Annotated in this window: 17 protein-coding genes; 2 read left to right on the top strand and 15 right to left on the bottom strand. The window is 49.2% G+C overall.

The annotated features are described in order from the left end of the window. Positions 1-3: 3 nt before the first annotated feature. The 5 genes from AC6I3O_RS07825 to dapF form a co-directional block, all read right to left on the bottom strand. Complete coding sequence (locus AC6I3O_RS07825) at positions 4-3,351, bottom strand: PD-(D/E)XK nuclease family protein (protein WP_497850387.1); 3,348 nt, start codon at positions 3,349-3,351, stop codon at positions 4-6. Positions 3,352-3,381: 30 nt separating this feature from the next. Next, positions 3,382-4,242, bottom strand: coding sequence for a C39 family peptidase (locus AC6I3O_RS07820; RefSeq protein WP_497850386.1), 861 nt, complete (start codon positions 4,240-4,242; stop codon positions 3,382-3,384). 80 nt (positions 4,243-4,322) lie between these two features. Continuing rightward, a complete protein-coding gene (locus AC6I3O_RS07815; RefSeq protein ID WP_497850385.1) occupies positions 4,323-5,159 on the bottom strand; it encodes a DUF3879 family protein in 837 nt (278 codons plus the stop codon). A gap of 150 nt (positions 5,160-5,309) precedes the next feature. Beyond that, positions 5,310-5,729, bottom strand: a complete 420-nt coding sequence (locus AC6I3O_RS07810) for a GNAT family N-acetyltransferase (protein WP_497850384.1) — start codon at positions 5,727-5,729, stop codon at positions 5,310-5,312. A 174-nt stretch (positions 5,730-5,903) separates the two neighbouring features. After that, positions 5,904-6,773 (bottom strand): diaminopimelate epimerase, encoded by an 870-nt coding sequence (dapF, locus tag AC6I3O_RS07805; protein ID WP_497850383.1) that lies wholly within the window; start codon positions 6,771-6,773, stop codon positions 5,904-5,906. A 207-nt stretch (positions 6,774-6,980) separates the two neighbouring features. Here dapF and AC6I3O_RS07800 point away from each other — a divergent pair, with 207 nt between their 5' ends. Beyond that, entirely contained in the window at positions 6,981-7,820 is an 840-nt protein-coding gene (locus AC6I3O_RS07800; RefSeq protein ID WP_497850382.1) for an AraC family transcriptional regulator, read from the top strand. Here the strand turns inward: AC6I3O_RS07800 and hflX are convergent. From hflX to AC6I3O_RS07765, 7 genes are all read right to left on the bottom strand, one after another. Next, complete coding sequence (gene hflX / locus AC6I3O_RS07795; protein WP_497850381.1) at positions 7,798-9,054, bottom strand: GTPase HflX; 1,257 nt, start codon at positions 9,052-9,054, stop codon at positions 7,798-7,800. The genes AC6I3O_RS07800 and hflX overlap by 23 nt on opposite strands. 12 nt (positions 9,055-9,066) lie before the next feature. Then, positions 9,067-9,660 (bottom strand): tetratricopeptide repeat protein, encoded by a 594-nt coding sequence (locus AC6I3O_RS07790; protein WP_497850380.1) that lies wholly within the window; start codon positions 9,658-9,660, stop codon positions 9,067-9,069. A gap of 68 nt (positions 9,661-9,728) precedes the next feature. Beyond that, the gene (locus AC6I3O_RS07785) at positions 9,729-11,591 is read right to left on the bottom strand and encodes a heavy metal translocating P-type ATPase (protein WP_497850379.1); all 1,863 of its coding nucleotides are present in this window, start codon (positions 11,589-11,591) and stop codon (positions 9,729-9,731) included. Between the two features lie 41 nt (positions 11,592-11,632). Then, a complete protein-coding gene (locus AC6I3O_RS07780) occupies positions 11,633-11,992 on the bottom strand; it encodes an ArsR/SmtB family transcription factor (protein WP_497850378.1) in 360 nt (119 codons plus the stop codon). Between the two features lie 116 nt (positions 11,993-12,108). Further along, the gene (locus AC6I3O_RS07775) at positions 12,109-14,421 is read right to left on the bottom strand and encodes a heavy metal translocating P-type ATPase (RefSeq protein WP_497850377.1); all 2,313 of its coding nucleotides are present in this window, start codon (positions 14,419-14,421) and stop codon (positions 12,109-12,111) included. A gap of 187 nt (positions 14,422-14,608) precedes the next feature. Further along, entirely contained in the window at positions 14,609-15,652 is a 1,044-nt protein-coding gene (locus AC6I3O_RS07770; protein ID WP_497850376.1) for a galactitol-1-phosphate 5-dehydrogenase, read from the bottom strand. Positions 15,653-15,667: 15 nt separating this feature from the next. Next, entirely contained in the window at positions 15,668-16,375 is a 708-nt protein-coding gene (locus tag AC6I3O_RS07765) for an IspD/TarI family cytidylyltransferase (protein WP_497850375.1), read from the bottom strand. Positions 16,376-16,579: 204 nt separating this feature from the next. Between AC6I3O_RS07765 and AC6I3O_RS07760 the strand changes: the two genes are divergently transcribed. After that, entirely contained in the window at positions 16,580-18,229 is a 1,650-nt protein-coding gene (locus AC6I3O_RS07760; RefSeq protein WP_497850374.1) for an AAA family ATPase, read from the top strand. 100 nt (positions 18,230-18,329) lie between these two features. On the opposite strand, the gene AC6I3O_RS07755 is transcribed toward AC6I3O_RS07760, so the two are convergent. The 3 genes from AC6I3O_RS07755 to AC6I3O_RS07745 are packed head-to-tail and all read right to left on the bottom strand — an operon-like array spanning position 18,330 to position 21,670. Next, complete coding sequence (locus AC6I3O_RS07755) at positions 18,330-19,268, bottom strand: sugar phosphate isomerase/epimerase family protein (protein ID WP_497850373.1); 939 nt, start codon at positions 19,266-19,268, stop codon at positions 18,330-18,332. Between the two features lie 4 nt (positions 19,269-19,272). Then, positions 19,273-20,646, bottom strand: a complete 1,374-nt coding sequence (locus AC6I3O_RS07750; protein WP_497850372.1) for a sugar phosphate isomerase/epimerase family protein — start codon at positions 20,644-20,646, stop codon at positions 19,273-19,275. 13 nt (positions 20,647-20,659) lie between these two features. Beyond that, positions 20,660-21,670, bottom strand: coding sequence for an FAD synthase family protein (locus AC6I3O_RS07745; protein WP_497850371.1), 1,011 nt, complete (start codon positions 21,668-21,670; stop codon positions 20,660-20,662). Positions 21,671-21,758 lie beyond the last annotated feature (88 nt).

Below are 21,758 nucleotides of genomic sequence, written 5' to 3'. Positions count from 1 at the left end.
ACTCTATGACTCTCCTTTTTCCTCATCCGCCTTCATCAACCCAAGAATCTCTTCCTTGCTTACCTTCTCAATCTCCCGGTAAACGTAACCGGGAATCTTCCGGTCAAAACCACAGACATGCCGGTATTGGCAGTAATCGCATCCCGTTTCCTTTCCCTTGCGGTAAGGCGCCGCCTCTGTATTGCCATCCATAATCATCTGGTGGGATTTGGCAACCTTTCTGGCGGCATGACGCATCATCAGCAGGAATTCCTCCTCCGGCACCGTCTTCGACCCCTTCGCCAATGCGCCGTTTTTATTGTATTTCACAGGGACGGCAAGGGATTCCCCGCCCTTTAAGTGATCCAGATGCAAAAGGACCTCTTCCTTTAAGTTGACGATACCGTCCGGGCGCAATTCTTTCAGGATTGCCTCTTCGATTTCCGTTTCCTCAAGCTTCTCCACCAGCGGATCTTTGATACGGTAATAAAATACCCCTGCCGGAACCACCTCACGCTCCGGATGCTTCTTGGCTTCCAGCTCGCAAGCCCCGTTCATATACACCATAAGCTGCAGCTGCAAACCATGATACAAGGAAATAATATCGAACGCCTTACTCCCGGTCTTGTAATCCACCACCTTTACATAGGTACGGTCATCCTCCGTGCAAGTATCCACCCGGTCAATCTTCCCGTAGGAGAAACGCAGCTCATATGCCGACGGGCGGAAATCCCCGGCTCTTAACTGCCGGGTCAGCGCCCACACGGTACACCCAAGCATCCGCTTCATGCGCACAATCATATACTCATCCCTTGCGGAGCGGTAAAGCACAGAATTGCCGTAGTCCGTCACCGCCTCGTCCACGCTTTCCTCTACATACTGTTTCCGGACTGCCTCCGGGATTTCTACCCAATCGTAACCGTTTTCTTCCACCTTCTTAGAATACCGCTCCAATGCGCCATGGCAGACATTTCCCAAATCCACCGCCTGGAATTCATACTGCTGCCGCTCCCGCAACCCTAACCCGTAGGTGAGGAAATGGGCAAACGCACAGGCCGAGAACTGTTCTATGCGGGTAATGCTGTCCTCAAAATCTTCTCCGTAGAGTTTCCGCGCCGCCTTCTGGGTCAATCCGTCCATGGGACGGCGGTAATATCCCGCCGCAAGCAGGCTCTCAACCTTCTTCTGCCATCTCTCATCCTTCTTATACCAGGTATACAACTCCTTCCAGACCTCGTCCATGCCGCTGCCTTTGCTCCGGAACCCGCGAATCAGCCAGTCAATCCCCAATTCTTCCGTCAATTCCCGCTTTGGAAGGCTGATTTCTTCCTCGTCCTGCACCTCAAGGTGCGGGTACAGCCTGCGCAAGTCTTGAATCAAGTATGCCGGACGGATGCTCTTCCCGTCTGACGACACCTTACTGTAATAGATAAAAAGCCTGTCCGACGGTTTCGTCAGGTTCATGTAGAGGTAGAATTTCTGGATATACGCCTTCTCCTTCCCTCCGGGGGCAAGGGCAAGTTTTTCCTTCTGGAAATGTTCCCGGTCGCGCTCCGACAGAAGCCCGGTACGAAGGAGGGCTCCCGGCAGATGCACGTCGTTTGCCCCGATGAAAAACAGCGCGCGGATGTCCTTGAGCCTGGTACGCTCCACGTCTCCTGCCACCACCTGATCCGTACTGGGGGGAATCACGCCCACTCTCGCCTCCTCAAGCCCCGCGTCCAAAAGCTGGCAGTATTCCTCAAGGCTGACCTCCTCGTCGCCTAAAAGCTCCACGAACTTATCGAACAGCTCCACCACAATCCGGTAGACCTGCGCATACTCCTTGGCAAGGGCAAGCTCTCCCGCCTCCTGGAATTCTTCCTCCTGCCGTTTCAGCCTGACCTGCAGATTCTCCTGAACCATGAACTCATACACGGCGCAGGTGATGTCTCTTACCGTCTTTTTGCGCTGTTTCAACACGAACATCAGGGAGTCTACCTTCTCCACCAGCGCAACACGGCAGTGGTTCAGCCGCTCTAAATCCTCTCCCCGCATATGTTTCAGGCGGCGCAGCCACTTCTCCTGCCACCTCTTATAGCCTCTGATTCCAAGCCCCAGGCAATAGTTCTCCAGCTCGTCCACTTCTTCCGTAGTGAATCCGGATAAGCCTGTGCGCAGGAAACGGAACACGCTCTCGTCGCTGAAGTTTTTCTGTGCCATATTCAGAAGGCTTCGGATGTATTCCACGAAAGAATTCAGCAGAATGTTCCGCTTATGATCCATGAATACTGGGATATCGTACAAATCAAACGCCCGTTTCAGATAGTCCCCGTAAATCTCCATACTGCTTACGATTACGCCGATATCGCGGAAACGAAGCCCTTCCTTACGTACCAGGCGGCGGATGGCCCCTGCTGCCGCCAGCGACTCTTCCCATGGGTTTCTTGCCGCATGGATTCGGATTGCATCTTGCTCCTTCCCAAATGTCCCTGTCTGGTAACGGAACAGGTTCCGCTCCAGAAATGCCAGAGGTTCATTTCCCCGGAAACGGTATACAGGTCTTTCGTATCGGCAGATGGGTTCCTCCACCTCCACCCGGTTCTCTCTGGCAAGGCCCATAAGTGTGCTGACCATATGCTTGCTGAGGGCAAACAGTTGGTAGGGATGGCTGTACACATAAGGGTCCTCCCGCTCATCCATGGTCACTGTCACGGCCACCTTGCGGCAATGGCGCATCAGCTCCAAAAGAAGCCTGTTCTGTACAGGCGTAAAGCCGGTAAATCCATCCAGAACGACGACGCTGTCCCTAAGCATCTCCGACTGGCCGATTACCCGGCTCAAACTATCCAGCAATTCTTCTTTTGTAATGTATTTCCGGCTCAGATAGTCGGTAAACCCTTTATATAGGATGGAAATATCCTTGAGTTTGTAATAAAGGCGGGACTGGCTGCCGATAGACGCCATGACGGTAAGGAGTTCCTCTTCCCCGATATCATACTGGGTGAATTCCGAGATCACGGACTTGACCTCGGTGATGTATCCCAGTTTCTTCATATTGCCTTTCAGCACGCTTAATTCTGCCTCATAATCCCCTGCAATCTTCCTGAGAATCAGGTTCTTTCCAACATCGTCCAGCACGGGAAGCATCCCGCCTCCGATCTCTTCAAATACCCGGTAGGCAAGCCTCCCGAAGCTCAGTACGTCAATATTCATGATTCCATGTCTGGGATGTGCCATGACCAGATCTTTCTGTGTCTGCATGGTAAACTGTTCCGGCACCAGCACGATGTAGTTCCGCTGTGGATGGCGTATGGATTCCTCCACCACGTACTGGTACAAGCCGTATGATTTCCCCGAGCCTGACGGCCCGAATATAAACTGAAGCGACATCTCTTCTCCTTTCCCCCAGCGGTCACGGGCTTATTGCAGAATCACGCATTGATTGGAGCGGGACGCGAACGCCGCTTCAAACCTGTCTTTGTCATATTCTACCAATCCTTCCAAAGGATCTGCAATCTTGACCGTATTCTCGGTATATCCTACAAGCACAGCCGTATGGTCGTTAGTACTCCACTCCACATAGGCTCCTTCTTCCGTGTTCCACCCTGTAGTCGGCCTGCGTTCTGCCATATCAATTGTCACCCAGACGATTACCGGGATTCCCTGGCAGACAAGCTGGTATAATTTCTCGGGGGTGGCGCCGTTCTGGTCGATTGCACGCCGGTCGCTCTCCTGTTCTCCCAGATAGGCGTTCGCCGCGGTCACGATTGCCCCAGTGCCGCAGACATGGCCGTCCCCTTTGGGATCTCCTATAAAATAATGGTTCAAATCCGTTCCCAGAAGCCTTCCGTCTGCTCCATAACGAAGGTTCTCGGGAGCCTTGGGAAGATATACGTCTGACATCACGGTCTTGTCAACATCATAACCATAGTAATTCAGTATCATGGTAAGGGAGGTAATCTCACATCCTTTTGGCAGTTCAGGATTCTGCTTCACTTCCGGGAAAGAAGGGAGGGAATAATCCATCCTGCGCGGAAAAACGGTGATTGCGGTGATAAGTTTTCCTTCCATCACCACGACGCGCATCCCGCTTTCCATGACGTCTGGTTTTAATTTTTCTGATAATTTGAGTTTTGAAAGATCTGACTCCTCGGCGCTGTCCGTCGATGATTCCCCTGCGGAATATACTGTCCTTGCACCTGCCGGGGCGATGAGAGATGCTGCAAATGCGGCTGCCAAGCAGACAGCAGCCGCTTTTCTGGTCTTTTGTCTGTTCTTCAATCTAATCCTCATACTCCTTTTCTTTTAAAATATCATGACTCTATTTTAAAACATTTTGAGGATATTCACAACAGTAATTTTTACATGAGCATATTAATGAGGAAACTGTCTCCTCCCTTCTGTTCTTCGCTTTCCTTCGCATTGGAGACTTCGCCCATGCGCTGCATTGCTTTTTCCAGCATTGCTTTGACTTTTGCCACTTCATTTTCATCGCACATATCGTTAGCGACGCCGTACTCACAGTCTGACAAATCCTTTTTCAAAAGGCCTATCACCATCTGAACCTGCGCCGCTGTTTTTGCCGAGGCAAGCTGGCGGGCGCGTTTTCCCTGATTAAAGGCGACCCTGCCGGAACGCTTTTCTGATTCTTGGTCCTCCCCTTTTAACCTGTCTGCGCTGCCTGCATCGTCCTGCCCTATGAGAATCTGGTCTTCTCTTCGTTCCAAGGCGTCTCCCGTCCCTTGCGTACCGGCTGTTTTGCCCAGCACTTCCTTGACATCCCCAGTGACAATAGACGTAATCTTCTCGTCAGCAAAAATCTCGTCTAACAGGTCTTTGGGTATCTGCTGTCCCACGCTCCATCCGGGCATCTTCTCCTTAACGGCCCCTGATACCTCCTGTGCCAGCTTTTGCTCTAGCTTGCTTAACGTCCATGCCGCAGGCACACGGTCGTCCCGGGCAAGGGTCTTGTAATACTCGTTGCGGGCGCCGTGGTATGCCTCTTCCTCTGCCTGATTATCCCCTGACATCCCGTTATATTGATAGTATGCCTTCTTTACGTTTTCAAACACCAGATTTTTCATCTCATCCGATACGTCTATGATCCTTTTTTGGCTGGGATCTCCGGTGAGCAGCATTCCCTCTACTCCGTATGAATTTTTGTAATGCCCGGAACGCAGATCCTCAATTGTGTTCACATATCCTCCTCGCATCCTGCCTCTCTCCCTTCTCTAAATCCACTGATTTAATGGCTCTCTTTGGAGTGTTTTGTTTTTATATCGGCAAAAACTATATTTTCTACGGGGAAATGGAACGAAAAGGGGCATTTAAGGGAATGAAAGGAATGTTTATAGAAACTTTTTTATGTAATAGCGTTTATGCCCTGCCGGGCAGTCTTCGAGTACGCCAAATACTTCATACCCAAGACTTTCGTAAAAGGCACGCGCCTGAAAATCGAACGTATCCAGATGAATGAGACGTGCGCCATGACTACGGGCAGCCTCCTCGACCTGCATAAGCAGCTCTTTCCCAAGCCCGGTTCCCCTATGTGCTTCCGAAACCCACAATGCATCCACATCCGCACAATTCCAGCAGTACATTCTCGCTATAATACCGCCTAACACCTTCCCAGTATCCGAAACTACTTTTCTGCTCAAATCAATGAACAGTTGTTCCTGCACTGCCGGGACACGGGTCAGATTGTAGGCAACTAGACCGTCTATAATGGTCTTCTTATCCTCTTCATTACACGGATATATCTCATACATAAGCGACCTCCTCTTTTCACTCCTGTCGGCATTATCTGCATGACTTCTGTTTGTCCTGTCTCTCGGTTCTAATCGTAAAACGGCTTCAACAGATTGCGGCAGACTTCCCCAAAACAGCTTTATAAACCATAAATACCAGCTTTCGGGCAGTCTGCCGCATCTTTCTAACAAAATCTATGCTTCCGCATCGGCATTCCTCAACTTCTCTGCAAATTCATTGCTCAGGGTTATCTTAGCCACATAGAAGACATCTCCTGTCATATACACAGTCCAGTCGTCCTCAATCTCCACCTGTAAATCCCCGCCAGGCATATGGACGATTACCTTATTGTTGGTCATTCCCAGCTTGTAAGCGACTCCTGCTGCTGCACATGCGCCGGTTCCTGACGCAAGGGTGTAACCCGCGCCCCTCTCATAAATCTCAATCGCCACATGCTCCTTGTCAACCACCTTCATAATCTGAGTATTTACACGGTTGGGGAAATATCTTGCCATCTCCGCATAGTCTCCGATTTTGCACACTAATGGTTTGGAAATCTCCCTCATGGGGATGACACAGTGGGGATTTCCAATGGATACGCAAGTGACCGGATACAGCGTCCGCCCAAATACCATATCTTCATTAATCACTTCCCGGCTCTCGCCCGTCACAGGGATATCGTCGCTTCGGAAGGATAACCGTCCCATGGACACCCTAAGGCGGCTTCCATCCTCATTTAAGAAGGTCACTTCCACCGGGCCGTTGCCGGTATACAGCTTGAAATTCTTCTTCTGGACATAGCTTGCGTCTTTTAAATATTTCGCAAAAATCCGGACGCCGTTCCCGCTGGTCTCCGACTCGCTCCCGTCCGGATTCCAGACCTTTACATGCATCCCGTCCGCCTCAAGGATCGGCCCTTCCAGCACACCGTCTGAGCCAAGCCCGGCGTTACGGTCACAAATCATCCTCACATTCTCCCTGGTCAGCTCTAATTCATTTTTATTCGGGTCAAATACCACATAATCATTGCCAAGCCCGTGATAACGCTCTAATACAACCTTCATTCCATACCTCCATGCACATCTTACACTTATCATTTCTGACGGTTACAATTTTCCGATATCCTTATCATAACAGGCATTATTTCCCTTTTCAACACAATTCATGCCAATTATATTGCAAATACTGCCATCTTACAGTATGATATGAAAGAAACCGACTGAACATACCGCCTGGGCAGCAAAATGCCATTAAATCGTATGGAGTATAAAATGGGACAATATGTGAAAAAAGGGTATCTGAACAGCGAATTCCGCCTATTCCATCTGACAGACCAGGAAACCAGAGAGGTGGCGTACCACTATCATGACTTTGACAAGATTACCATTTTCCTCAAAGGAAATGTCAACTATATTATCGAAGGGAAATCCTATGAATTGAAGCCTTATGACATTGTGCTTGTCAGGCATAATGACATCCACAGGCTGGATGTGGACAATTCTGTCCCATATGACAGAATCATCGTCTATATCTCCGTTAATTTTATGAACGCCTACAGGACAGATACCTATGACCTCAGCTATTGTTTCCAGAAAGCCGAGGCGGAACATTCCAACGTCCTGCGGATTCCGTCATTGGAAAAAAGTTCCCTGTTTGGTTCCATTTCCCAGCTTGAGAAATCTTTCACGGACGACGGATATGCGGCGGAGCTGTTCCGTCAGGTGTTGTTCCTGGAATTCATGGTACACCTGAACCGCGCCGCAATGAAAAACCGGCTGGAATTCATCGATACGCATAACTGCAACTCTAAGATTCTGGATATCCTCCGGTATATCAATGAGAATCTGGACGGCGAGCTTGGCATTGATACGCTTGCTGAACATTTCTTTATCAGTAAATATTATATGATGAGGCTATTCAAGCAGGAAACCGGTTATACCCTTGGGCAGTATACTTCCCAGAAACGGCTCCTGCTTGCGAAAGAACTGATTCTATCCGGTGTACAGAGTACACAGGCTTGTTTTGACTGCGGTTTTAAAGATTACTCTACCTTCACCCGGGCGTACCGAAAACTCTTCGGAGAATCCCCTAAGGATACAGCGTTGCATTAATCTTTCCGTATATCTCTGCCGGGACGTATGCACGCACGTAAATCCCATCCTCCCGGTACTCTTCCTCCAACAGTTCCCCGTACTTACGGATGAGCTGCAGCTTCCCAGCTTCCTGATAAGGATAGAGACTTTCTATCAACCGTTTTCTTTCCCTTAAAACAGCTTCCACGGTCTTTAGAAGCTCCGAAATCCCTTCCCCCGTCTTTGCAGAGATCCTGACAGTGTAATCGGCATGGAAATCCCGGATAACCCCGGCGTCTTCTTCAAGCTTATCCTGCTTATTGAACACCGTTACCACAGGCTTGTCCGTGACTCCCAGGCTTTGCAGCGTCTCGTATACGGTATACATCTGCTCATCCATCTGAGGATTCGAGACATCCGCAACATGCAGAATCAAATCCGCGTACCGCGCTTCCTCCAACGTACTCTTGAACGCCTCAATCAGATGATGGGGCAGTTTCCGGATAAACCCGACCGTATCCGTCAGCAGGATTTCCTGCCCGCCCGGAAGTTTCCGGCTTCTGGTGGTGGGGTCAAGGGTTGCAAACAGCTTGTCCTCCGCTAAGATATCCGCCCCGGTCAATGCATTCAGCAGCGTAGACTTCCCGGCATTCGTATACCCCACGATTGCAGCCACAGGGACATGGTTCCTGCACCTCTGCTCCCGCGTGACCTCCCGGTGGCGCCGGACATCTGCAAGCTCCCGGTTCAGTTGGGCTATCCGGCTCTTGATGAGCCGCCTGTCCATCTCAAGCTTCTTCTCTCCCGGCCCTCTGGTTCCGATTCCGCCTCCAAGCCTGGACATGGCCGTACCAAATCCCGTCAGGCGGGTCTGCCGGTATTTTAACTGGGCCAGTTCTACCTGAATCTTTCCTTCGCTGGTAGAAGCCCTTGCGGCAAAAATATCCAGAATCACCAAAGTCCTGTCCATCACCTTGGTATCCAGCTCGTCCTGCAAGTTCTTCATCTGCGCCGGCGAAAGTTCATCGTCACAGATAATGCCGGTCGCATCAAGTTCCCATAATAAATCTTTTAATTCCTCTATCTTCCCTTTTCCGATATAAGTACCGGGATGTACCTGCTCCCGGTTCTGGATGAGCCTCCCGACGGTATCCGCCCCGGCAGTATCCGCCAAATCCTTTAACTCCTCAAGGGAATCTTCCGTGTCCTCCTGCCCGGAAACGCATACTCCGACCAGAATCACACGTTCTGTCTCCTTTGCCAACTCAATCATATTGCTAATCCCTTACCTTGTCTCCAAAAATTGCTGCTCTTTCAATGCATTGGCGTCGTTGGGATACTCGGCGGTATACTCGGCAAGTTTTGCCTTTGCACTCTCCCAGTCCCCGGTCTGTTCAAACGCCACAATCAAATTATACTTCATCTCCCGGTCAAGCTCTGCGCTGTTGCCTTTCAGCCCGATTCCAAGCTGGAAGTAGTCCTTCGCAGACGCGGGGTTATTCAGCTTCATCTCGCAAATCCCAAGGAGATTGTAGATGGTTCCCGTAAACGGCTGCTCCGTCTTCTGCTCCAAAGCCTTCTGGAATGCGTCGCGCGCACCCTCATAGTCTTCCTGCTCCCAACAGGCAAGCCCGATTCCCCGGTAGGCGTCCGCCACATTGATCTCTTCCTCCACAGCCTGTCCGAATTGTTCGATTGCTTCTTCATACTGCCCATTTTTCAGATATTCTATTCCTTCCTCGGAAGGATTGCCCTTCCAGACGGTCAGGCACAGATACAGGAACAGGCACAACAGGAGGAAAACTACCGTTAATATCCCGACCGCAATCCGATTCGCCCTCCTCTTCTTCGTACGCCTTCTCCGGTTTCTTTTCTTCATGAATTATCTCCCATCTGCTTCTCCATAATACTCTTCCCAGTCGCAATGCCATATACCCTGGCGCGTAACTACACGGTATATTTCGCAACCCACGCTGAATTCAGCAGCGCCATAAACATTACCCCTACTTCCGCCGTAATCGCCTCGCTCATACTGAAATATCCTACGATTGAAAGGAGCAGTACCAATGCCTTGATGAACAGCGCGAAGGTTACATTGCGTTCGACGACTTTCAGCGTCTCCTTCGCAATCTTGATTGCGTCCACGATTCTATGTAAATCGTCCTCCAAAAGAATCACATCCGCCGCTTCAACCGCCGCCTCTGAGCCCGTGGCTCCCATGGCGATTCCCACATCTGCCCGCGCCAAAACCGGTGCGTCATTGATTCCGTCGCCCACGCATACCAGCCGTTCGGAGGCGTCCTGGATGCTCAGGAAATCCTCCACCAACTCCATTTTATCCTCCGGCATCAGGTTCACATAAGCATAATCCATATCAAGCTCCCGGGCAACCGGGATACTTCCGCTCTCCGTATCTCCGGTAAGCATTACAAGGACTGCGCTGCATTTGTCCCGCAGATAATCAAAAGTGTCCTTCGTATTCTCCTTCACAGAATCCGAAATCACAATATAACCCGCATAACGCTTCCCGATGGCGATATAAAGCACGGTTCCCGGCTCTTCTACTTCCGTACAAACGACGCCTTGCAGATCCATCAATTTTTTATTTCCCACATAAACGCGTTCCCCGTCGAACACGGCGCTGACCCCAAGCCCTGGCATCTCGCGCATCCTGCCCACCCTTCTCTTATCTACCTGCCTGCGGTATTCCGTAAGCAACGACTGGGCAATCGGATGGTTGGAATAACTCTCCACATGGGCGGCAATCCCCAGCAGTTCCTCTCTTGTCATATGGAAGGCCCGTACATCCGTAACATGGAACACCCCTTCCGTCAGGGTTCCTGTCTTATCAAAGATAAAGGTATCTGCCTTCGCCAAATCTTCCAAATGATTCCTTCCCTTAACCACGATGCCCTGCCTTGCCGCCGACGCAATCCCCCCAAGGAATGCCAACGGTATAGACAGCACAAGACCGCACGGGCATGCGACAACCAGAAAAATCAACCCCCGGTAAATCCATGCGTCCCAGTTCCCATAAGAAAATGTCATGGACGGGTATACCATAATCGCAAGCGCGCACAGCAACACCGCCGGCGTATAAAACCTGGAAAAGGAGCCGACGAAATTCTCGCTTTCCGACTTCTGCTCCTGGGCTTCTTCTACCATCCTCAGAATTCTGGTGACAGCCGAATCTTCATAAGATCCTACTACCATGGCCTCAATCGCCGCACTCAGGTTAATATAACCGCTGTAAATCCTGTCTCCCGTTCCCACAGACCGGGGAGCCGCCTCTCCTGTCAGCGCCTTGGTATCTACATCCGATATCCCGTATGTTACCATGGCGTCCGCCGGCACACGCTCCCCCGGCTTGATGATAATCGCATGTCCCGGCTTCAAAGTGGAAGGGTCTACCTTAAACTCCTTGCCGCGGACCAGCCTGGTGGCATACTCTGGACGGATATTGATTAGCTTCTGAATCGTCCGCTTCGTGCTTGCAGTGGAATAGGCGTCAAGCAGCATCCCGAACCCAAACAACGCCATGACGAATACACCCTCCGTATAATGCATGGTTCCGATAGCGCCCACCGTCGCAAGTATAATCAGCATATATTCTGTCATGACCCTCTTCTGCATCAGGCTCTCGCAAAGCCTACAGAATGTCTCAAACCCGATAATCAGATACGCCGCCAGAAACCAGATAAACTTCACACGGTTATCCAGCGAATAGCGCATGGACGCTGCGATTGCCCCGCCATAGACGATGATTCCTACAATATAGACAATACACTTTATTCTCTGCTGCTTTGTCATGTTGCCCCGCCTCTTTGCCCGGTATTCAAAACACCGGAAAACTACTCTGTAATATGCTCCATACCCTGGCTGATAATCGTCTGGATGTGATCGTCAGCCAGCGAATAATATACGGTCTTTCCGTCTCTGCGGTTCTTTACCAGCTTCATCTGTTTCAGCACCCTGAGCTGGTGGGAAATTGCCGACTGGGTCATGCCTAAAATCTCGGCAAGGTCACAGACGCACACCTCCGCCTCCAGCAACACGCACAGAATCTTAATTCTGGTAGAGTCACCAAATACTTTATAAAAATCTGCCAATTCCTTCAGCAGTTCCTCTTCAGGCATCTTCGTCCCAATCTGGCGGACGATATCGTCATGGACAAGCGTCACTTCACAGCATTCCGCCTCTGTCTTCTTCATATTATGCCTTCCTTTCCATGGATATGAACATCCATACTGCGAAAATACAGTACCATTATTAATTATGCCAAACGGAATCCCTGATTTCAACCGTTTGGCATAAAATGAAAGTAAAATTAATATTTTTGTAATGATTTTTTCGCATATAATACGCGGATAGAATTCAGGACACAGAGCATCGCCACGCCCGTATCGGCAAATACCGCCATCCACATATTTGCGTATCCCAGAAATCCCAGTACCATTATCAGGAATTTAATTACAAGGGCAAACACCACGTTCTGCATGGCAATCCTTCCCGTCCTTCTGGCAATCCCTACCGCCTCCGGAATCGCATCTACGGAAGAGGTCATGAATACCACGTCCGCCGCCTCGATTGCCGCGTCTGCGCCGCTTCCCATGGCTGCCCCTACGTCTGCCCCCGCAAGGACGGGAGCGTCGTTAATCCCGTCGCCCACAAACATCACAGCCCCATGTTTCCTGCGGATGTCCTGTAGATGTGTAAGCTTATCCTGCGGCAAAAGCTGTGCATGCACCTCGTCAATCCCGGTCTGCTGCGCTACGGCTTCGGCGCTGTCTTTTGCATCGCCTGTCAGCATTGCCGTGACAAGATTCTGGGATTTCATCCGCCTGACTGCCCCTTTCGCCTCTTCCTTAATCACATCCGCGATTACCAGATATCCCGAAAGCTCTCCGTCTATCGCCACCAGGACCTCGGTTCCATAGGCGTCCTTGCGGTAGTTCTTCGTGTCAACCTGATACATTTCCATTAAGCCCTGGCTTCCGCACAGTACCGTTCCCTCCGGGAATACCGCGCGGATTCCTTTGCCGGATATCTCTTCCACCTGCTGCGGCCGCACAAGCTTTAGGCTGCGCTGGTTTGCCTCTGTGACGATGCTTCTTCCGATTGGGTGGGTGGAATCTAACTCACAGTCTGCCGCCACAGCCAAAATCTGTTTTTCCGTCAGACGGTTCAGCGTCACGATTTTCTGTACCACAAAATTCCCCTTGGTGATCGTTCCTGTCTTATCCATTACAACAGCTTTTATGTCCTTCAATGCTTCAATGGCGACGCCGCCTTTGAACAGGATTCCCTGTCTTGAGCCGGCGCCAATCCCCGAGAAGAACGCAAGAGGGACGCTTAAAACCAGCGCGCATGGGCAGCTGATGACAAGGAAGGTGATTGCCGTGTAAATCCAGTAGTTCCAATTACCGGTAAAGACGGACGGAACCACAGCCGTAAGGACAGCCGCCGCAACCACTACAGGCGTATAGATTCTGGCAAACTTGGTGATAAAACGGTCAATCTTAGGCTTGCTTGCAGCCGCATTTTCCACGGAATCAAGAATCCGCGTTACCATGGATTCGCCGAGAGGTTTTGTCACCTCAAGTTTCAATACGCCCGTGTCATTGACACAGCCAGAGTATACGTCTTTGCCCGGAAATACTTTCACAGGCACAGGTTCTCCCGTCACAGGCGATGTATCAATCTGGCTCTGCCCTTCTATAATCCTGCCGTCTAACGGGATACGGTCGCCTGGGCGGATGAGGATGACATCGCCTGCCTTCGCATCCTTCGCCGGGATTATATTCACGTCGCCGCCCTCTATCAGGCTGACATTCTCCGGCCGCAGGTCTACGGCTTCCATGATTTGGGAGCGGCTGCGGCTTACGGCAATGTCCTCGAAAATCTCGCCCACCCGGTAGAACAACATGACGCCTACGGCTTCTGCAAAATCTCCGATGGTAAAAGCCGCCAGCGTCGCTACGCTCATCAGGAAATTTTCATCGAATACATGGCCTTTCGCCAGGTTCTTTACTGCCGTCCATACAATCTCAAGCCCGAGAATGGCGTATGCTATAATAAACAAAACGGGAGTGACAGCAAAACCCGGCATTGCACGCTCTAGGACTTCGCCTGTGATGAACAGGACGGCGCCTGCCGCTACTGCTATGAGATCCTTTTTATTTTCTGCAAACGGGCTTTCTTTTTTTTGTGCGACGATGCCATCCTCTCTGGGCGTCACTGTGACCTCTGACTCGATGGAGGCACAGATTCTACGGTATTCGGGGAGCAATGCGTCGGGGTCGTCTGCCGCTACTGCTAGCTGCTTCGTTGCAAATGTGATGGTTGCCATCTTAACCCCCGGGAGTTCCCGGATCTGCCGCTCCATCTTTGCGGCACAGTTAGCGCAGCCCAGGTTATCAAGGATGTAAATTCTCTTAGGGACACCGGCGGGCATAGCGGGAGTGTCGTCGGATTGGGCGGGTTCATGGGTATGGCCGTGATGATCATGGTCATGATGACCATGGGTATGATGGTCATGGCCACAGCCGCATTCACTCTCATGGGTATGTTCCTCTTGAGCATGCGAATGGTCATGTCCACGCCCACCAGAATCTATATTCATCCTTTCTTTCTCTTCCATTTAAAATCCCTCCTAGCTTGATAAAATAATTCATTAGTCTAGCAATTTTTGCTTTCATATGAACAATCATTCATATGTTCATGTTTTAATATAACCACAAATCTATAAATTTGTCAATATGTTTCCAAACGATTTCCTGTCTTACACAATCTACCATTTAATAGAGTAAAGGCAGCAGGATTTCTCCTTACCGCCCTATAATCTTCACATAATCTTCCGTCTTATCCCGCATGATATGAAACCCTCTTTCCAACTCTTCCAGAGGGAAACGATGGGTAATCAGTTCTGAAGGCGCAATCCGTTTCTCCCTGAGCCGTTTCAGTACATAATGCCAGTCATCGGACTCTTCTCCCGTAAATGAGGAATTCCATGTCCCCTTCACGGTAAGCTGGTTCCGCAGTATCTTCCAATACACCGATTTCTCCAGCCCCATATCCCCAGACGGATTACCGACCAGCATAATCTTCCCGGCAAATGCAGTCTGGTTTACCGCCTGTTTCAGCGTCTCGTTCTTACCCACACACTCGAAAAAGACATCTGCGCCTATGCCGTCCGTCCGTTCCTGAATCCATTGCTGGGTACTGTTCTTTCGGATATCGCAGTAACATTCCTTGGGAAGCCCCAGTTTCTGGAGCGTCTGTTTCTGGAAGTCTTTATTCCCAAACACATAGATATTCTGCACACCCGCTTCCCGCAGAAACATATATAGCAGCAGCCCGATTGTGCCGACGCCGCAGATTGCAATATGATCGTCTGCACTTACCCCAATCCGTCTCATGGCATGGACAGCCACAGCCATCGGCTCTAACATGGCGGCGTCCTCAAATGTAACGCTGTCAGGAATCGGTATCAGGTTCTCTTGCGGAACTGCCGTGTACTCGGCAAAGCCTCCGTCCTGACGCGAACCGAGATAACTGTAACTTCTGCACATCTCATATTGCATCTTACGGCAAGGCGGACACGTACGGCATGGAATTAATGGAAATATACCAACCCTCTGCCCTTGTAATGCGGTATCTGCCAAGGCTCCGACTTTCACCACCTCACCTGAAAATTCATGTCCGGGTATCAGGGGATGGGAATAAGCCCCGGTCTGATAAATCCTTGGGATGTCCGAACCGCAAATTCCAGCTGCTCTTACCTTCACTAACACTTCCTGCTCCCTAAGCGTTGGTTCTTCTACCCCATCGAACCTGATATCTCCTATATTGTGTAAAACCCATGCTTTCATTTTCCTACCCCCATATTATGCAGAATGTACTTCTGCATCTACGATCTTTTGGAATCTTTCCAAATCTTCTTTTGTGGTAATCTTGAAATTCCCCTCATCGCCGGGAATCATTACAACGTCCTGTCCTGCCAGGATTGCCGGCTCTGTGGAGCCGTTAATCTGCCAGATTTGTTCGGGCAATAAGCGGCAGTTGGCTTCGTAATAAGAACCAAGCCGGAATAACTCCGGGGCTTGTCCGGCGTATATTTCACTCCGATTCAATAGCGCTGTTATCTTCTTCCCGTCTGTGCTTAAATAAACCGTATCCTTCATCGGAAGCACAGGCAGGACTCCGTCATGCCCGACGGCGCTTTCGATACAGTCCGTAATCTGCTTCTCTGTCAGAAGCGGCCGGGCGGCGTCGTGGATGAAGACATAATCGCTTTCTTTCGCATATTCCCGGATATCCTCTAATCCATGAAGGATAGATAGCTGCCTGTTGCCGCCGGGTCTGGAAAACCCTTTGAATTTCCCTGAGAAACCATACGCCGTAAGCCAGTTGCTTATCTTTCCCTGCCAGGCAGGGTCTGCGACAATCTGGATTGCTTCTATCCCACTATGACGATAAAGCCGTTCGATACTGTAGGTAATCACCGGTCTGCCGCCTACCTCGATGTATTGCTTGGGGATGTCAGAACCCAGCCTTGTACCTGTACCGCCGGATAAGATTAATGCAATGATCATATCTTCTTTTTCCTTTCTATCTGATATGTAAATATTATACGGCACCTTTTCTCGCCGAAATAGATTACGATATATTATCTCCTGTTGTTGATAGTATAACAACTTTAGGCTTCTGGTTCAATAACATTTATAAGCCTTTCCCTTTATCACCTTGTTCAAATATGTTATACTCAATTCATACCTTATCTGAAAGGAAATGATTGTATGGGGCTTTATCTAAACAGCAAAAAACCCGCTATATTATACCAAAATGAGACAAGGGCTGCATATTTTATAGACAAAACGGCTCTATTGGACGAACTTGCCGCTTTATTAGAATCTTCCGACCATGCGCCTCAACAGTTAGGCACGATTGGAAATAAATATGTCTGCATCACCAGACCCCGAAGATTTGGGAAAACAGTTATGGCAAACATGATCGCCTCCTATTTCGGGAGAGGTATGGATACCAGCGATATATTCGGAAAATTGAGTGTCAGCAGAAGGGAATGGTATCATAAACATTTGAACAAACATAATGTCATTCATATTATGTTTAATGAAATGCCCTCAGAATGCAAGAATTATTCTCAATATATTACAAGAATTCAAAAAAGGCTTCTTGAGGATCTGATCCGTGAATTCCCCAATGTAGGAATCGACTGTGAGACTGCCGTTTGGGATGCGCTGAACCAAATTCTGGAAATTGAGGATGATGTAAAATTTATTTTTGTCCTTGACGAATGGGATTTTATCTTTCACAGACAGTTCGTGACCGATTCGGATAAGGCTGCGTTTATAGATTTTATCAGCAATCTGCTCAAAGATCAGCCATATGTAGAATTAGCGTATATGACGGGAATCCTACCGATTGCGAAATATTCAAGCGGTTCTGAATTGAATATGTTTTTAGAATACACAATGGCAACAAAAGTAAGATACGGGGAATATTTTGGATTTTCGGATGAAGAAGTAGACATTTTGTTTGAACGCTACCTAAAACTTACGGAAAAACCTTCCATCAGCCGTGACAAGCTGCGGATTTGGTACGATGGATACCAAACGTTGTCAGGGAAACGGCTGTATAACCCTCGCTCCGTGGTATGTGCCCTAAGCGATAACCAGCTCAGCAATTATTGGACTAATTCAGGTCCATATGATGAGATATTTTATTATGTCCGTAAAAATGTAGATGATGTGAGAGATGATATTGCGCTTATGGCTGCCGGTGAATCGGTTCCGGCAAACATACAGGAATATGCCGCTACTTCTATGGAATTGCGGACAAAAGATGAAGTTCTATCCGCAATGGTTGTGTATGGCTTTTTATGCGTAGAAAACGGACGGGTATCTATTCCAAATAAAGAATTGATGGATAAATTCGTAGATATGATTCGCAGGGAGCCAGCCTTAGGATATGTATATCGCCTTTCTCAAAAGTCAGAACAGATGTTGAAGGCAACATTGTCGCTGGATACGGACAAAATGCTTTCGATATTAGAATATGCTCATAATACAGAAACGCCTTTATTAAGCTATAATAACGAATCCGAGCTGACTGCACTGATAAATCTGGTTTATCTTTCCGCAAGAGACAGCTATCGGATTGAAAGAGAGGATAAAGCTGGAATCGGATATGTCGATTTTATCTTCTACCCGGAAGTTAAAAAAGCTGACTGCATCATTCTTGAATTAAAGATTGACCATACGCCAGAAGAGGCAATCCAGCAGATCAAAGACCGAAAGTATGCGCTCAAGTTTAAGGGGAAACTTGGGGCACTTGTATCATATACCGGAAGGATTCTTGCCGTAGGTATTGCATATAGTAAAAAGGATAAAAAACATTCCTGTAAAATAGAGATCTTAGAAAACTGACCTATCTAGTCAAAAATTGGACGCATTAACTGTCTGTATGAAACGAAGCAGGCAGTTCTTGTCCCCAATTTTTGACCGAATAGAGTATAACTTGGTACTGTCATGATCTAATTTTACCGGCAAAATACTCCCCAACCCCCGCAATAAACCCCAGCACCTTCTCCTTCATCTCCCCCGGAAATGCCGTCAGCACCGGCGCCGTCTCAAAACTCAACACACCCTCATACCCAATCCTCTTTAACCCTCTGATAAATCCCTCCCAATCCGTAGAAGCCCGATTCTCCCTCGTCTTCGTGAACGTAAACGGTATCTGGTGCAAATCCCCCACTCCATCATTATCGTGGATATGCAGCGCCTTCAGCCGATGCCCAAGCCTTACCAGAAACTTTTCAAAATCAATCCCCACCAAATTCCCATGCCCCGTATCAAAGCAAAATCCCAGCACCTCCCCATGGTACTTCTCATAAAACCGGTCAATCCGTTCCGCCGCCTTCCTCACGTTACAGCAAGGTCCCTCCACCACATGCCCTCCCAGCACATCGTACAGGTTCTCGATACAGACCACAATCCCCCTCTCCTTCGCCATCGGCGCAAGAAAGTCCAGGAATCGCTCCGTCTGCCCCCACTCGGCTTCCTCAGACCCAAGGTTCCCCGACAGCTTGAACCCATGCACCACAGGATATCGGCACCCAAAAAAAGCGCAGATTTCCATGCTTTTCGGCGCAACCACATTCCACAGGTAGTCGTTGATCTCCTTCTTACCGCCAGGGATATACAATGGATAAGGCATATGCATCTGATGGACCTTCACCCCGGCGGCTTTCGCCCCCTCCTTATGGGGTCGGAAAAAGGTCTCCAATTCCGTAACCGTCTGGTCAAAAAAACCATTCAGCTCAAATCGGTACAGCGACGTATTCAGAAGATACGAATTCAAACTAAAATCAACATTAGAAAATCCTACCCTTTTCAGCAGTTCAAATCCCGCTTTCGGGTCCCGATCCTCTACCACGCCCTTCGTCTGTACGCCTATGGAAACCATACCGCTACACCCCTTTCAGCCTGTCAAAATAAAACGACGGCATATATTCATCGTTAAAAAACTCGATATTCTCTACTCCCATTGCCTGTAACTGCCGCTTAATTTCACGGTAATAAATATTACAGATAAAAACCCCGCAATCCTCCGGCAGGTCTTTCAGCGCCCCAGGCGCTTTCACCTCAAGGCCGCAGAATACCGTCCCCCATGTCTTTTCATTATTATCACAGGTAAACAACGGCGGGTATTTCTCCCCATAGCATTTCATATAATTCCGGCACATATTCCCTGCGCCGAACAGCACAATCTTCCGGTACTTCTTCAGCAGATTCTCAATCCCTATCTGCCATTGGAAATAGTCTGCCGTCGCCTTTGCAAGCCTTAGAAGGGGCGGACGCAAAAGCGGGGAAAATGTGACCACCGTGTCAAAGGCATCCAGGATTAACTGCCCGTCAAACCCAATCTCCCTAAGCCCACGCAAAAGCCGCAGCCAATCCGTCCGCGGCTTTCCAAAGCAAGCGCAGGTAAACGGAAGCAAAGAGCCTTCATTCTGCCCGTCGCAATCCCTTAAAACCACTGCTTTAAGCCGATCCCCTAACGCAAGGGCGAACTCATACATGTCCTGTCCGCACAGGCTTAACACGCCCACGTCCATGCAGAACCCGAAACGCTGCTCCCCGGCTTCCTGGTTTAGCCAATCCAGCCACATTGCGGCTTCCTCACCGTCGGAACAAACGCTTCGCACCATCCGGCCATTCCGATTGCGGCACTGATTCTCAAGTAGAATTATCACGCCGCTTTCCTGCGCCGTCTTTGCAAGCCCCAGGTAATACTTTCGGTTTATCCGCCATTCTTTTTCTTGTATATCGTCTGCATGTCCAACAATCCCACGGCTGAACTCTTCGCCAGCCGCATATCCTCCGTAAGCAGCATCTCCCTGGGAAACCGCATCCGATCTGTAAACCGTATCTGCATATAACGGACGAACCACAAGATAACCACAGCCAATCTCCCCGCAAAAGCGGATACATTCCTTCTGAATCTCGGTAAGCCTCCCCGCCAAATCCTCCCGCTTCGTATCCCGGGGCAGGCAAGGCGCCTGGGCGACCGGGATTCGCAGATGGTTCCGGACACACTCCCCATGCATTTTTGCAAAAAAGTTCCGAACCTCTTCCGGATGCTCCGAAACAGGAAGAAACAGCCTGTCTGCCTCCCCTTCCTCATCCTTGCGAATCTCTCCATAATGTTCCAGCTCATAACTGGAACAGGACATATCAAACTCTAACGATGTATTCTGAAAACCGGCGTCCACCATATCCATAACCCCTTGTCCGGGGCGAAACGGATTCACGATGCCGGCAGATGAACAGATGATCTCCATATTACTGCCTTTCTTAATACCTGGAATCCGCCTGCACACGGTTCTTATCTCCCACTGCCCCCATTATTGCTGCCTGCAGCATCGTAGAACTGGTACTCTGCGTATAAGGGAAAAACTCCAACTCCGCTCCAAGCGTACGCAGTTTCCTCTGTAGCCAAACCCAGTATGGCTGCCCCTCATGGTCGCTCCCTGAAAAGAGACACCCATACCTCAGTTCCTTCCATGCATCAATTTTATTCGTATTATGGGCATCAACAGCCACAACCCGGTCCACATACCTGCACTGCTTCACAATCTCCAATCTTTCCTCAAACGAGATAAATGGAGTCTTTGCCTTATCCTGCATTGTAAGCTCATCTGTAAGCACACCCGCAACTAGATAATGGCATCGTTTTTTACAGTTTTTGAGGAGATTCAGGTGTCCGATATGGAACAGGTCAAAAACTCCGGTAACATAACCCATGTGATACTTGCCGTCGGACATTGCATCCACCATCTTCTCACCTAATAACGGTTCCATCTCCCTGCTGAAAATCCGGTAACTGTCCTCCCGGATTCCCATCGCCTCAAGCTGCTTCACAACCGGCTCATAATCTTTGATAACGATAATCACCCGGTATGTTCCGTACATCAGCCTGTTCAAGGAATCCGGGGCTTTAATTTCAATCCCACATTTTTTGCTCCCCCATTTTTCCCGGTTATTATCCACCAGGAAAAACGGCGCATATATTCTTCCGTATTTCTCCAGGTAATCGTCCGCAATCCTGCCTGAACCAAACAAAACCACCCTCCTGCCGTCAAGATTATAAAATGGGTCAAAATAACCGCCTTCCATACCGCCCTTCCTCCTGTCTAAATTTCTCCTGTTTTCCTTCATCACATTTCCATAATATCGGACCCATTGATAAAAACCGCTGAAAATATTTCGCCTGCGGAGTTCTTTCTGAAACTGCTCCTCCTCCCTCTCATAATATTCCCAGGCAGAAGAAAACCCGTACCTTTCCTTGAGGTTTTTAAGCGGCACAACCTCCTCAATCTCCGGCGCAAAACCATGCTTTTTCGTAATGGCTTTTTTTATTTATTCTTTCTATAAAATATTCTAAAATTTCACC

The sequence above is a fragment of the Sporofaciens sp. St.21A7 genome (assembly GCF_059728535.1).
This window is presented reverse-complemented; position numbering and strand designations above follow the sequence as displayed.